Annotated in this window: 15 protein-coding genes and 1 tRNA gene; 6 read left to right on the top strand and 10 right to left on the bottom strand. The window is 58.8% G+C overall.

The window, feature by feature from the left end; genetic code table 11:
- Positions 1-197 precede the first annotated feature (197 nt).
- Positions 198-734: a hypothetical protein gene (locus IEJ03_RS08165; RefSeq protein WP_192034351.1), complete on the bottom strand. Its 537-nt coding sequence runs from the start codon at positions 732-734 to the stop codon at positions 198-200.
- Positions 731-1,393 carry an SURF1 family protein gene (locus IEJ03_RS08170; protein ID WP_347400974.1) on the bottom strand — a complete coding sequence of 221 codons (663 nt, stop codon included), beginning with the start codon at positions 1,391-1,393 and terminating at the stop codon, positions 731-733. Before IEJ03_RS08170 ends, IEJ03_RS08165 begins: the two co-directional genes overlap by 4 nt.
- Positions 1,394-1,487: 94 nt before the next feature.
- On the opposite strand from IEJ03_RS08170, the gene IEJ03_RS08175 reads away from it, so the two are divergent.
- Positions 1,488-1,682, top strand: coding sequence for a DUF2909 family protein (locus tag IEJ03_RS08175; protein WP_192034355.1), 195 nt, complete (start codon positions 1,488-1,490; stop codon positions 1,680-1,682).
- A gap of 28 nt (positions 1,683-1,710) precedes the next feature.
- On the opposite strand, the gene IEJ03_RS08180 is transcribed toward IEJ03_RS08175, so the two are convergent.
- The 5 genes from IEJ03_RS08180 to IEJ03_RS08200 all read right to left on the bottom strand — a co-directional run bounded on the left by IEJ03_RS08180 (position 1,711) and on the right by IEJ03_RS08200 (position 6,385).
- Positions 1,711-2,568, bottom strand: coding sequence for a cytochrome c oxidase subunit 3 (locus tag IEJ03_RS08180; RefSeq protein WP_192034357.1), 858 nt, complete (start codon positions 2,566-2,568; stop codon positions 1,711-1,713).
- Positions 2,565-3,131: a cytochrome c oxidase assembly protein gene (locus IEJ03_RS08185; RefSeq protein WP_192034358.1), complete on the bottom strand. Its 567-nt coding sequence runs from the start codon at positions 3,129-3,131 to the stop codon at positions 2,565-2,567. The genes IEJ03_RS08180 and IEJ03_RS08185 overlap by 4 nt, the downstream gene beginning before the upstream one ends.
- A 58-nt stretch (positions 3,132-3,189) precedes the next feature.
- Positions 3,190-4,833: a cytochrome c oxidase subunit I gene (gene ctaD / locus IEJ03_RS08190; RefSeq protein WP_192034360.1), complete on the bottom strand. Its 1,644-nt coding sequence runs from the start codon at positions 4,831-4,833 to the stop codon at positions 3,190-3,192.
- 65 nt (positions 4,834-4,898) lie between these two features.
- Positions 4,899-6,014, bottom strand: a complete 1,116-nt coding sequence (gene coxB, locus IEJ03_RS08195; protein WP_192034362.1) for a cytochrome c oxidase subunit II — start codon at positions 6,012-6,014, stop codon at positions 4,899-4,901.
- Positions 6,015-6,211: 197 nt separating this feature from the next.
- Positions 6,212-6,385 carry a DUF2970 domain-containing protein gene (locus tag IEJ03_RS08200; RefSeq protein ID WP_192034364.1) on the bottom strand — a complete coding sequence of 58 codons (174 nt, stop codon included), beginning with the start codon at positions 6,383-6,385 and terminating at the stop codon, positions 6,212-6,214.
- A 191-nt stretch (positions 6,386-6,576) separates the two neighbouring features.
- Between IEJ03_RS08200 and IEJ03_RS08205 the strand changes: the two genes are divergently transcribed.
- A complete protein-coding gene (locus IEJ03_RS08205) occupies positions 6,577-6,945 on the top strand; it encodes a hypothetical protein (RefSeq protein ID WP_192034366.1) in 369 nt (122 codons plus the stop codon).
- Between the two features lie 64 nt (positions 6,946-7,009).
- On the opposite strand, the gene IEJ03_RS08210 is transcribed toward IEJ03_RS08205, so the two are convergent.
- Positions 7,010-7,738 (bottom strand): LrgB family protein, encoded by a 729-nt coding sequence (locus IEJ03_RS08210; protein WP_192034368.1) that lies wholly within the window; start codon positions 7,736-7,738, stop codon positions 7,010-7,012.
- On the bottom strand, positions 7,735-8,100 hold the full coding sequence (locus IEJ03_RS08215; protein WP_192034370.1) for a CidA/LrgA family protein: 366 nt from the start codon (positions 8,098-8,100) through the stop codon (positions 7,735-7,737). Before IEJ03_RS08215 ends, IEJ03_RS08210 begins: the two co-directional genes overlap by 4 nt.
- A gap of 182 nt (positions 8,101-8,282) precedes the next feature.
- Between IEJ03_RS08215 and IEJ03_RS08220 the strand changes: the two genes are divergently transcribed.
- The 3 genes from IEJ03_RS08220 to IEJ03_RS08230 all read left to right on the top strand — a co-directional run bounded on the left by IEJ03_RS08220 (position 8,283) and on the right by IEJ03_RS08230 (position 11,128).
- Positions 8,283-8,359 (top strand) — tRNA-Pro (locus IEJ03_RS08220).
- Positions 8,360-8,517: 158 nt separating this feature from the next.
- A complete protein-coding gene (locus IEJ03_RS08225; RefSeq protein WP_242457902.1) occupies positions 8,518-9,666 on the top strand; it encodes a glycosyltransferase in 1,149 nt (382 codons plus the stop codon).
- Between the two features lie 91 nt (positions 9,667-9,757).
- Positions 9,758-11,128, top strand: coding sequence for an O-antigen ligase family protein (locus IEJ03_RS08230; protein ID WP_242457903.1), 1,371 nt, complete (start codon positions 9,758-9,760; stop codon positions 11,126-11,128).
- A 232-nt stretch (positions 11,129-11,360) separates the two neighbouring features.
- Here IEJ03_RS08230 and IEJ03_RS08235 read toward each other — a convergent pair whose 3' ends face one another.
- Positions 11,361-12,263: a LysR family transcriptional regulator gene (locus IEJ03_RS08235; protein WP_192034372.1), complete on the bottom strand. Its 903-nt coding sequence runs from the start codon at positions 12,261-12,263 to the stop codon at positions 11,361-11,363.
- A 174-nt stretch (positions 12,264-12,437) separates the two neighbouring features.
- Here IEJ03_RS08235 and IEJ03_RS08240 point away from each other — a divergent pair, with 174 nt between their 5' ends.
- Positions 12,438-13,544: a 4-oxalomesaconate tautomerase gene (locus IEJ03_RS08240; protein WP_277950351.1), complete on the top strand. Its 1,107-nt coding sequence runs from the start codon at positions 12,438-12,440 to the stop codon at positions 13,542-13,544.
- Positions 13,545-13,562 lie beyond the last annotated feature (18 nt).

Consider the following 13,562-nt stretch of genomic DNA (forward strand, 5'->3'; position numbering starts at 1 on the left):
GGCCATCACTACAGGCCGCCGGCCTCGTTCCCTGTCTTCAGGGTAGGCAGGCGCGTGACGATCGACGCGTTGAAGACAGCGAGCCTAACCGGCATGCCGTCCACGCTTTCCACGCCTCCGCCAAGGCTTTAGAAGCGCGCCCGCGCCTAACGGGCTCACGGGCTCTGGATCAGGCGGTTCGTGTCAGTCGAATCCCGCTAGCCGCTCACGCGCGTGATGGGCTCCGGATTCATGCGCAGCAGTTGCTTGAGATCATCGAGCACATCGTAGGGGTCGACTCCGGCGCGGTAGCCCAGCACCGCCAGGCCCTCTGGGCTCAGGATCCAGACCTCGCCCGGCGTCTGCCATTCGGGCGTTCGAGCCCAACGGCGGCGCGCTTCACCGGGCAGGGGATCGGCCGAGACTTGCCTCGAATCGTCGATGCGAAGACGGCGCACCCGCGTGGCCTCCTTGCCAAGGGCACGATGCAGCCGCCACCACTGGTCGGCCAGCTGATCGCAGTCGAGAGAGCAGTCGAAGGCCAGCAACCAGCCATCGACCTCTGTTGGCGAAAGCGCGCTTTCCAGGGGCCAATCACGCAATGCAGGCACCTCTGGCTTGAGCTCACCGTGAGCGGTACGCGCCTCGGGAATTCCCAGGCGCCACTCCACCATCACCCAAGCCGCCAACAACGGCACCGCGAAGACGGCGATCAGTGACAGCAGTTTCAGGCGTTGGCGGTTGAGGTGTGTCATGGCAGCGACTCCTTCGATCGGGACATTCCATTGTTTGTGGCCTGCGGCCCGTGGCGCAGACGACGTCCACCCCACCACATCACCAGCAAGGCGGCAGCGGCCAGCCCCCACCATTGAACGGCATAGCCAAGATGGCGACTGGGCGGCATCACGCTGGGCTCCCACCAGGGCGCCAGTCCGCCAGGTCCCTCCTCCAGGTGCAGCCACCCCGCGTGGGCAAAGTCTCCAAGATGTTCCCAGGCATCGAGCTGAATACGCTGCAGGCGAACGCCTTCCTGATTGTCACCGAAGAGCGGGGCTCGCTGACCGTCAGGCTGCCACTGGCCCTTGATCGTTACCGGCCCCATGGGCGTGGCCACGGTCGGTGCGTCCCGGCTGGTGCCCGTGGCCAGAAAACCGCGCTCGATCAGCCAAAGGCGGCCATCGCTCGTTCGCAATGGGGTCAGCACCGCGACACCCAGCTGACGCCCATGGGTCCGGTTGTCCAGGAAACGCGTTTCACCGGCCAGATATGTCCCTTCGAGTGTCAATCTCGCGCCTGCCGGCGGCGCCTCGCGCGGGGCGATCAGGGCCGGCGCTGCCGCCAGCGCCGACAGGTAAGCTTCCTTCTCGGCGGCACGATTCCACTGCCAACAGCCCAAGACAAGCCCGAGTGCCACCAGCAGGCTCCAGAACCCCCACCAGAGCACAGCGAGCTTGACAGGCGACGAACGCTTGCATGAACTGGATGAGGTCTGATGCGTGGAGCCTGTCATGTTGAAAGCCCTGATCACCTTGGTATTCGTTTGCATGGTGGCGAGCCTGGTCGCCGGGGCAGGGTTCCTGTTACGCGACCAGGGGCGCTCCCGCCGCCTGCTGATCTCTCTCAAGGTTCGCGTCAGCCTTGCCACCTTGCTGCTGGCCCTTCTTGCCTACGGCTTCTATTTCGGTGGCCTGTCCGGCACATGAGTCGGAGCCAGCGCTTGTCACGCCTGTTCTAGAAGACGTAGACGAAGATGAACAGGCCGACCCAGACCACATCGACGAAGTGCCAGTACCAGGCCGCGGCCTCGAAACCGAAATGGTCGTCCCGGCTGAAATGCCCTTTCATGACCCGGAACAGCATCACGCCCAGGGTGACTGTCCCTATGGTCACATGTGCCCCATGGAAGCCCGTCAGCAGGAAAAAGGTCGACCCGTAGATGCCGGCCTGCAGCGTGATCCCGTAGTGGTGGTATGCCTCGTAATACTCGATGCCCTGCACGATCAGGAAGCACACGCCTAGCAACAGGGTGCCGATCAACCAGTTGCGCGTCGTCTTGCGATAACCTTCCTTCAAGGCCTCATGGGCGATCGTCAGCGTGATGCTGGAGCTCACCAGGAAGATGGTATTCACCAGCGGCAGCTGCCAGGGGCTCACGACCTCGCGGGGTCCGCTAATGGCATCGCTCGGCGGATTCATGAGCGGCCAGGTCGCCGTAAAGTCGGGCCACAGTAGCGCCGCCACCCCCTTGGCCCCCTCGCCATCCAGCCAGGGCACGGCGAATACCCGCACATAGAACAGCGCGCCAAAAAAGGCGGCGAAGAACATGACTTCGGAGAAGATGAACCAGCCCATCCCCCAGCGAAACGAGCGATCCATCTGAGAGTCGTACAGCCCTTGACGGGACTCGCGGACCACATCGCGGAACCAGAGCCACATCACGGCCAGGACCGCGATCACCCCCAGCGTCATGACCAGGCCACCGCTGCCATGAACCAGCTGGACGCCGAGGCTGATCATCATCACGCCGACGGCAAGCGACCCGAGAGCCGGCCATTTACTCTGCGGGGGAACGTAATAGCTGCCACTCATGCCTCACCTCCTTGTTCGGCAGCGACCGGTACCTGCTCGGCCAGTGCCTTGTCATCTACCGGGTACAGGGTATACACCAGCGTCACCGTCTTGATGTCGTCGGGCAGGTCGCGGGTTAACTGAAACACCAGAGGGGCTTCGAGACGTTCCCCGGCGTCGAGCCGTTGCTCCTTGAAGCAGAAACAGGTCACCTTGCGCATGTGCAAGGACGCCTCAGAAGGCGACACACTGGGCACCGCCCTGCCCCAGCCCGCTTCATCACCATGGTTAGTGAAGGCAAAATGCACCTCGGTCGCCGCACCAGGATGCACGCGCACCTGACGATCGAGCACCTCGAGTTTCCAGGGCAATCCCGCCCCAGCTCGGGTAATGAACTGCACGGTGACGACCCGCGACTCATCGATGCTGTCACTTACCAGCGCCTGAGCCGTGTTCTCGACCTTGCCGTTGATGCCGGTGATGCGGCAGAAGACGTCGTACAGGGGCACCAGGGCAAAGGCGAACACGAACATGCCTACCAGAACGATCAGCGTTCGGGTGACGGTACGTTGCACGGCGGTCATCTGCTTTCCTCCCCTCCGCCCCGTTCAGGGGCGAAACGACTTGGCTCAAACAGGATGCTTAGTGCTCACGGGGATGGAACGACGGCGGCGTGTCGAAGGTATGCAACGGTGCGGGACTCGGCACCGTCCACTCCAGATCTTCCGCTCCTTCCCAGGCCTGAGCCGGTGCTTTCTCGCCTCCACGCGCACACTTGATGATCACCAGCACGAAGATCAGCTGCGAGGTACCGAACAGTAATGCTCCAAGACTCGATGCCATATTGAAGTCCGCAAACTGCAGGGCGTAATCGGGTATGCGTCGCGGCATGCCGGCAAGCCCGGAAAAGTGCATCGGGAAGAAGGTCAGGTTGACCCCCACCACCGATGTCCAGAAGTGCCAGCGGCCAAGGCGTTCACTGGGATAGTGACCTGTCCACTTGGGCAGCCAGTAGTAGACGGCCGCCATGATGGAGAAGACGGCACCCGGCACCAGCACATAGTGGAAGTGGGCCACCACGAAATAGGTATCGTGATACTGGAAGTCGGCCGGTGCGATGGCGAGCATCAGACCGGAGAAACCACCGATGGTGAACAGCACCACGAATGCCAAGGCGAACAGCATGGGAGTCTCGAAGGAGATCGAGCCCTGGAACAGGGTGGCGATCCAGTTGAACACCTTTACGCCGGTCGGCACCGCGATCAGCATGGTGGTGTACATGAAGAACAATTCAGCCACCAGTGGCAGGCCGACCGCGAACATGTGATGCGCCCAGACCAGAAACGACAGAATGGCAATGGAGGACGTGGCATAGACCATCGAGGCGTAGCCGAACAGCCGCTTGCGAGCGAAGGTCGGGATGATGGCCGAGACGATGCCGAACGCCGGCAGGATCATGATATAGACCTCGGGATGGCCGAAGAACCAGAAGATATGCTGGAACATCACCGGGTCCCCACCGCCAGCAGCATTGAAGAAGCTGGTGCCGAAATTGATGTCGAGCAGCATCATGGTGATCACACCGGCTAGCACCGGCATCACCGCGATCAGCAGGAAGGCCGTGATCAGCCAGGTCCAGACAAAGAGCGGCATGTCCATCATGCGCATGGTCGGGGCGCGCAGATTAAGAATGGTGGCAATAATGTTGATGGCACCGAGAATCGAACTGATCCCCGCCATGTGCAGTGCAAGAATGAAGAAGGTGGTGGATGGCGGCGCATAGGTGGTCGATAGAGGTGCGTAGAAGGTCCACCCGAAGTTGGGCCCACCACCAGGCATCAGCAGGGTCGAGAGCAGCAGCGTGAAGGCGACCGGCAGCAGCCAGAAGCTGAAGTTGTTCAGCCTTGGCAACGCCATGTCCGGCGCCCCGATCTGTAGAGGAATCATCCAGTTGGCAAGGCCGACGAAGGCCGGCATCACGGCACCGAAGACCATGATCAAGCCATGCATGGTGGTCATCTGGTTGAAGAACTCGGGCTCCACGAGTTGCAGGCCTGGCTGGAAGAGTTCGGCACGCACCACTAGCGCAAAGATGCCACCGATGAAGAACATGCTCAGCGAAAAGAGCAGATAGAGCGTGCCGATCTCCTTGTGGTTGGTCGTCAAGAGCCATCGCAACAGGCCACTGGGCCCATGATGATACCCTTCGTCGGCGGCATGACCGGCCGCGCCAGCCGCATCACCCGTCTGCTCGAGCGTGTGCTTGGGAGGTAGTTTGGGCGCCATAGGACTTCTCCTGTGATTCGGGGATCGCGAGACCGGGGTTGCGAGACTTGTACCGTCTGGATCGGCTATTCGAGCCGCGCCTGGATCTCCGACGGCTGGACGACATCCCCGGTATCACTGCCCCAGGCATTGCGCTCATAGGTCACCACGGCGGCAATCTCGACTGGGCTGAGACTGCTACTGAAAGCCGGCATCGGCGCACCCGACACCCCATTGATGACGACATCGATATGGCGATCCCGCTCAGCCATCAGTGCCGGATTGTTGGCCAGCGACGGGAAGACAGGAGGGTTGCCCGAGCCATCGACCTGATGACAGGAGGCGCAGATCGACTCATAGACCTTCTGCCCCCGCGCCATCAACTCCTCCATGCCCCACTCCCGATCGACACCGCTGGCTTCGCGCGCAGCCGCTTCCTTGCGTTCGGCAAGCCAGTCATCGAAGGCCTCCGGCTCCACCGCCTCGACCACCACCGGCATGAAGCCATGGTTGCGACCGCAAAGCTCGGTGCATTGCCCACGGTAGGTGCCGGTTTCCTCGATACGTACCCAGTTCTCGTTGACGAAGCCCGGAATGGCATCCTGCTTGACGGCGAGCTCAGGCACCCACCAGGAATGGACCACATCGTCCGATGTCAGCAGGAACCTCACCTTGCGGTCCACCGGCAACACCAGCGGCTCATCAACTTCGAGCAGATAGTTTTCCCCCTTCTCGGCGGCACCGGCTATCTGATCGCGAGGTGTATCCAGGTTGGAGGTAAAGGCGACATCTTCACCCAGGTACTCATAGTGCCAGCGCCACTGCTGGCCGGTGACCATCACATCCAGAGCGGCATCGTCCGTGTCGTACATTTGCTTGAGGGTAGCGGTAGCCGGCAGCGCCATACCGACGAGAATCAGTAGGGGAATCGCGGTCCAGATCACCTCCACAGTGGTGTTTTCGTGGAAATTCGCTGCCTTGGCCCCCTGGGAGCGACGAAAACGAAAGAGGGAGTAGAACATCACGCCAAACACGACGATGCCGATCACCACACAGATCCAGAAGATCGTCATATGCAGGGAGTGGATGTCATGACTGAGGTCTGTCACACCGAGAGGCATGTTCCAGCCATTGGCCAAGGCCGCATCGGTTAGCCAGAGACTACCGCTCGTGACTACCAGTTGAGCTAGCGACGTGCGCATCGGCCCCTCCTTGTCGTGATGGTCGTGCTGGCCACGCCTGTGGCATGGCACCAGTGCCCAGATCCCTAGGAATGCCTGGAGTATAGGAAGGTTGAAGAGATGTCATGGATCAAGGTAGGCAGGATTACTTAACGTAGCCATCAACGCTTGCAGCGCGGCGAAGCGCGCGGACGAGGTAAAGCCACGGACGTCAAGCCCTACTCGGCGGCGCTCAAGGCCAGAATGAGCACCCCCGCCACCAGCACCAGGGCCATCAGCACGCCCACGATGACAAAGGCCATAGGCTTACCTGCCTGAAAATCCTCTCGGCGCTGGGCATCCTTTTGCACGCCAAAGAACGCCGCCAACACGGATTTGACCACCTGCCACATCGCGACCTCCCGCTTCGATCGGACAGCCAATACCGGCTGTCGCAAAAAAAGACGACCTAGATCAGAGAATGGGTGAAGAACAAGGCTCATGCACGGTTTGGCGTAACACCGCTTCTATACTGAAAGGTGCTCCTCGACATCGAGGCATTACTTGGTGAACTTATAGTTAGTCAGCAAGCAAAGGAGTTGAGATGACAACCCCCTCAGAGAATGTCACCCAGCTACCGTTGGCGGCGCGGGAAGTCAGCGACCCCGTCATCAATTGGTGGCTGAATCATTGGATGGGACCGGCTAGCCCATTTGCCCGCATGCAAGTCGCATGGATGGAAACACTATATGAGGCCATGCAGATGGAGGCGGAGCTACTCGTTGCCTGTGCCACCAGCCAGCAACAGGTCATCCAGTGCATGTCAGATCAGCAAAGCCTCAAGGATCCCGAGACCATGAGCAGTTGCTATCAGGATGTCATGCAAGACTTCATCAACGCTCACCTGCATCGCATCGATAAGGTCAATGAGTTGGCCGAGGACTTTCGCCAGCGGGTTTGGGAAGAGATTTGACCAATCATAGGTCGAGGAGCCCAGCGAGGATGGGCTTCACCCGCCACATACTCGAACAACTCGCTCAGAATCCGAACAGCGCCACGATCATCGGCAACAGGAAGGCCGTCAACAGCCCCGTCAGTCCCATCGCGAGTCCGGCGAAGGCCCCAGCAAGCGCTCCGATCGAACTGAAGCTCTGAGCCGTACCGAAGCCATGCGCCGCCAACCCGAGGGTGAATCCCTTCACGGTCGGATCCTGGATGTTAAGAAGTCTGAACACCAAGGGCCCGAGGGCGCAGCCGATTGATCCCGTCAGCAATACCAGTCCCGCGGCCAGCGAGGGTATTCCCCCTAGCTGCTCGGCGATGCCCATGGCAATGGGCGAAGTGACCGACTTGGGGGCGAGGGTCAGCAAGGTTTCGCGGGTCGCCCCCATCAGCATGGCGATGCCAAGGGTCGAGCCAACGGCCGCGACGATGCCAGTGACGCAGGCGATCATGATGGGCCAGATCAACCGCTGTACGCGCTCCCGATGGTCATACAGAGGAATCGCCAACGCCACGGTCGCCGGGCCCAGCAGGAAGTGGATGAACTGCGCCCCCTCGAAGTAAGTGCGATACTCGATCCCACTGAGCAGCAGAAAGCTAATCAACAGCGCAATCGAGATCACTACCGGGTGCAGTAACGTGGTTCTGCCGAAGAAGATATTGATGCGGGTGGCCAGCAGGAAGGCGGCCAGCGTCACCAGCAGCGAGAGCAGCGGATTGCCCGAAAGATAAACCCATACCTGGTCCAATGCCACGAAGTTCATTTGGCCTTCTCCGACCCGGTGATGCGCTGATTCATCCACGTCATGACCTTGGCCGTGACCGCCAGGGTGATCGCCGTGGATACGATCAGGGTCACGGCGATAGTCCAGAAATCGGCCTGGATCAGCTTGATGTGCACCATCATGCCGACCCCAGCCGGCACGAACAGTAGGGTCAGGTAATTCAACAGACCTTCGCCGGTCTTGCGCAGTCCTTTCGGCACGCCGCAGTTGACCAGTAGGGCCACGAGCAAGATCACCATCCCCACCACGGGCCCTGGCACGGGAATGCTAAACGCCCGAACGATCAGCTCGCCCAGGAACTGGCATCCCAGCAAGATGATAAACCCCACGATCAATGACATGCTCGCTCTCCTCCATGCTCAGCATGGCATCAGTTTATCCCTTTCCTCGTGCTATCACCCAATCCTCCACCAAGCATTTGAAAAAAAAGCGCTTAAGGGGCTTCCCATTGCCAAGATGACGCGATAATATACGCCTCGTTCTCGGGGCACAGGAGCCGACAGGTCCTGCCGAGCACCAGAGTCGGAGCGTGGCGCAGCTTGGTAGCGCGCTGCAATGGGGTTGCAGAGGTCGCTGGTTCGAATCCAGTCGCTCCGACCAGAAACATGGAAAAGCCACTCGGCCTTGTCGAGTGGCTTTTTTCGTTACCTCCATGTTCCAGCCCTCTTCTTTGCGCTATGCCCAGCGCTGAGTCAGCGATAACATAGCCTGCGGGACATTATAGACAGTAAAGAAACCACTCTAGACACAGAGGACTCATGCGCACCCTTGTCATCGTCAGAAGCCTCAAGATGGGCGGCATGGAGCGAATGGCCATTACCCTTGCTGACGCACTTGCCGAAGCGGGCCATGACTCTCACCTCGTGACCTGGCGCGACAGGGACCAGGTGCTCTTTCCCAGCCACCCCGAAGTCACCTGCCACGTTGTACCAATGCAACGATTGGTTCGTCTCACAGGCTTGGGGCTGCTCATTGAACTGGTTTCACGGCTAATACTTAACCCATTGATCCGTCGTTCGCACTTTGTATGGACGGGCTGGCTTGGCGGTTTTGTATTTCGTGCGTGGTTGAATCGTTTCGAGCGACGACACGGGCCTGTCGATCGAATCATATTCCGAGGTTTAGGTACCTTCGAAGGCATTTGGCGGTTTCGTGATGATCGTGCACGGTTCGTGCTTGAGAATGGTTTCAATCTCAAAGGACCAAGCTGGAAACAACGCCTTTTATCCCGCTGCCTGCTCGACAAACGCCATCTGGTAGGTGTGTCAGAGGGCGTCGTGGCATCAGCTCATGCCTACTGCAAGCGCTATGGACTCAAGCCATTATCACTGCAGAAGATCATCAACGCCTGCCCGGTCCAACGAATCCAGTCGCTGATGCTCAAGGAAGATCCCGAGATTCCATCTGAGCCTTTCCTACTCAATGTCGCTCGACTCGTACCGCAGAAGGATCATGACCTGCTACTGGAGGCATATGCACAGATAAAGCCAAAAGAGCGGCTAGTCATCATAGGAGAGGGACGCCTGAAAGAAGAGCTTCAAACCAAGGCAGAAATGCTGGGGATTGCCGACCGCGTCACTTTTGCTGGCTCACGCAAGAACCCTTACCCATGGATGCGCAAAGCGCGCATGTTTGTGCTGAGCTCGAGAGTAGAAGGTATGGGCATCGTTCTCAGCGAAGCCCTAGCATGCGGCACGCCTGTCATATCAGTAGACTGCCCTGGCGGTATTCGCGAAATTCTCAAAGGCGAGTTGGAAATTGGCATCGCCGAACATAGTGCCGATGGTCTTGCGAGGAAGATGAGGGAATTGCTTGCACAGGACGGCTACAGCATCAAGCTTGAGTGGCTGCAGGACTTCTCTGAGGAGGCAATGGTAGCTCGATACTTGAGTCCGCCTCCGGGCTAAGAAAGATGCTATTATTCATCAGGTTAATAATAGCATTCTAGGCATTCTCAACTCTGGGCTTCATCACTTCCTCGCAACTGGAACTTGTGTCATGTTCATGAATATTTGGCGACTGGATCAACAAGAGTCATTCTGGAAGTCACCTAAGCCCGTATGGATGTTGGGCGTCATCTGCCTTTACCTCTATGGTTTTTTTCGTCTTTTATTTCCTGATATAGGTCAGGATGCAGGCACCTTGATGGGAGTCTTGGGGCTGATTTTGGTCCTGGCATGTGGCAAGACACTTCGTAGCACGGGGCCGCTTTGGCTCTTGCTCGCCGCAGTATTCGTGCAACTGCTTACCTGGTGTTTAGGCTATGTACACCATCCCAGCTGGATACCAGACAATCCGCAACTCGACCGCATGGGAAAATGGTTCCTGTTCATCGGTGTTGCCTGGTGGCTAGGAGGAAGCACTCGACGCACCTTATGGCTCTGGGGATTAGCCATGCTGGGGCTGATTCTTACAACACTGACCAGTGATGTGGGTATCCTTCATTGGCAGAAAGGCCTGGAAGGTCGCCGGGTAGATTTCGGTATCCACAATGCTCAGCATGGTGCAATGTACTTCGGAACGGCCCTGCTCGGCTTGCTGGCTTTCAGTCGACGAATGCTCCAAGCAGGTGCATGGTCCACATTGCGTCGTATCGCCTGGGCCCTGGCACTCACGATTTGTGTCACCGGCGTCATTATCACCCAGACTCGGGCTATCTGGCTCGCACTGTTAATAGCGCTACCTGCCATGGCCATCATCCCATTGATTGCTAGCAACTCCATGTTCCGACAGCCAGCTAGCAGAAAAAGAAAGATGCCGCTTGTTTTAAGTGGCATTTCTTCAATAATTCTAGTGATCTTTTTGGGGAATATCTTCCATGGAACCATTGAGCGGCGATTGGGCGCTGAAAACCAAGTAATCACCAACCTGATCGCCGGAAAGATAGATGCAGTCGACCCCAACTCCAGCATCGGGAATCGAGTCTACACCTGGATTGCCGCCAGCGAATGGATAGCCGAGCGTCCGATAGTAGGCTGGGGTGGTAATGGTCGCAACTTGGCGGTCCAAGAAACAGACTGGCTGCCAGAAAACACTAAAGAACGCTATGGCCATCTGCATAACACTTTCCTGGAAATACTTGTGGCCTATGGCGCCCTGGGGGTGCTAGTAGTCGCGACGCTCGCCTGCTGGATTGGTCGTGGCACTTGGCTGGCGTGGAAAGCAGGTGAACTCCCTGGCGACATGGCCTTGTTTGGGGCCAGCTTTTTCGCCTTCTGGATCACCGTCAACCAGTTCGAGGCCTATCTCTCATTCTCATCCGGTGTATATGTACACAATCTGATAGTAGGTGGACTGGTGACTCATATCTGGCGCTGGAGAGTAATAAAAGATCAACCCTCATCATGCGACACCATCACCCGGGCCTAGTCTAATTGAGACCGCCGTCATTTGAGCCTCATTTTCTGCTCTCCATCAGTCGACACATGCCACTTGGTGCCCCAGTATTCAGAAGGGATAGCACGTACAATCTGACTGGCCAGCACTTGCTTCATACTCATAGAATCGGCGGCCGATCACCGTATGATCATCCCAGAGAATGAAGCCCGAACGCTTCCCCCCGCCGGGCGTTCGCTTCTGGAGATATTGAGCCGCTTCGGCACTATTCGTTATTGCCCCAGTGCTCCAACAGCAGATCAATAAACAATTGTGCGGTGCTGGAGATGCTGTGAGTACTGCTGCGCACCAGCCCAATGGTGCGCTGAATGCGGGGCTCAGGGAGCTCCCGGGAGCAAAGCGAGTCGTGGTCCGGTCCCGGCATCGTCATGCGCGGCAAGATCGCAACACCAAGCCCCGATTCCACCAGGCCTAGTGAGGTGGAAAGGTGTTGGACCTCGTAGAAGCTGTTCAGGCGGATGCCTTCTGCTGACAGGGTGTTATCCAGCAGGGCGCGGTTGCCGCTGTCTCGGCTGACCGTGATCAGGCGCACTTGCTCGAGGTCGGTCCACTCGATCTGTTCCTTCACCGCAAGCGGATGGTCGGAGCGCAGCGCCAGCACGAAAGGGTCTCGCAACAATGGCGTGAAGGAAATCTCGGGACTCTGGGCGCTGAACATGTTGATGCCGAAGTCCGCTTCGCCACTGATCACACGCTCCAATCCCTCCTTGGCGCTGACATCCAGGATGCGGATGCGGATACCCGGCCAGGCCTCGCTGAACACCCGGATCACACTGGGCAAAAAGTAGAAAGCCGCCGTCGGCAAACAGGCGATGGTCACCGTGCCTTTCTGATGCGTGGCCAGTTCTCGAATGCCCAGGATCGACGACTCGTATTCCTCGATCATGCGCCGCGCCCTGGGCAGGAAGTCCTGCCCGATGGGGGTCAGGCGGGTACGCCGCGTGGTCCGCTCGAGAAGCTCCACCTCCAGCAGTTCCTCCAGCTTCTGGATGCGGCGGGACAACGCCGGCTGTGAGATATGCAACCGCTGGGCGGCGGCGTTGAAGGAGCCGAGCTCGGCGACCTGAATGAAGGCCTGGAGATCCATGAATTCCAGTCGATGCAGCATGGAAGCACTCTTGCATGAAGTGACATTGAACAATAACTAGAACACATTAATCCTTTTTACACATATATACTCACATTTATTTGCATTTGAAGCATCAAAAGGCCGGTGACATCCTCAAATCACGACTTCTCACCCCGACGTGGTTTGACGACGATGATAAACAGCATTCCCTGCATGATCATGCGTGGCGGCACCTCTCGAGGCCCCTTCCTGCGCATGAGTGACCTTCCAGACGATCAGCAGGCGCAGGCCGACATCCTCCTGAGCCTGATGGGCTCGGGCCATGCCTTGCAGATCGATGGCATCGGCGGCGGCGACCCCCTGACCAGCAAGGTCGCGATTGTCGAACGCTCGGCCGACACCAATGCCGACGTCGACTACCTGTTCGCTCAGGTCGATGTGCTCAACCGGCGTGTCGATTTCAACCCCAATTGCGGCAACATGTTATCGGCGGTCGGTCCCTATGCCATCGAGACAGGGCTAGTGGAGCCACAGGACGGCACGACCGTGGTACGGGTGCGAAACCTCAATACCCAGCGCTTCATCGAGTGTCACGTCCCGACGCCCAACCGCCAAGTGGCTTACGAAGGAGACACGCATATCAGCGGCGTCCCGGGGCATGCCGCCGGCATTCAGCTCAGTTTTCTGGATATCATCGGCACCAAGACCGGCGCCCTGCTACCGACCGGCTCCGCTTGCGACAGCATCCAGGGCATCGATGTCACCTGTCTCGACGCCGCCACGCCGATCATCATGATCGACGCCGCCGATCTGGGGATCAAGGGGGATGAATCGCCCGCCGACCTGGATGCCAGTGACGGCCTGCTAACGCGTCTCGAGAGCATCCGCCGTGAGGCCGGTGAGCGCATGGGGCTTGGCGATGTGAGCCAGAGCGTGTTGCCCAAACCCGTGCTGGTCTCCCCCGCACAAGACAGCGGAAGCACCCTGTGCACGCGCTATTTCGTTCCGCATCGCTGCCACAAGGCCATCGCCGTGACCGGCGCCATCGCCGTGGCCTCTGCCATCAGCGTTCCCGGGACCATCGCTCATCGCCTCACCGTCGCGAACGCTCGCCTGAAGGAAGGCGAGCGACTGCCCCGCGTCAGGCTTGAGCACCCCTCCGGCTTCATCGATCTCGATGTCGAGCACCGCCACCAGGATCAGCAGGATATCGCGCGCGTCTCGCTGATCCGAACCGCGCGCAAGATCATGAGTGGAAACCTGTTCTACTCCCTACCTCCGTCCCCTGACGACCAACAACTGACGGCCAAGGCCGGATAAACTGGCCGGCATGCTGGG

The sequence above is a fragment of the Halomonas sp. YLGW01 genome (genome assembly GCF_014840935.1).
Classification (GTDB): Bacteria; Pseudomonadota; Gammaproteobacteria; order Pseudomonadales; family Halomonadaceae; genus Onishia.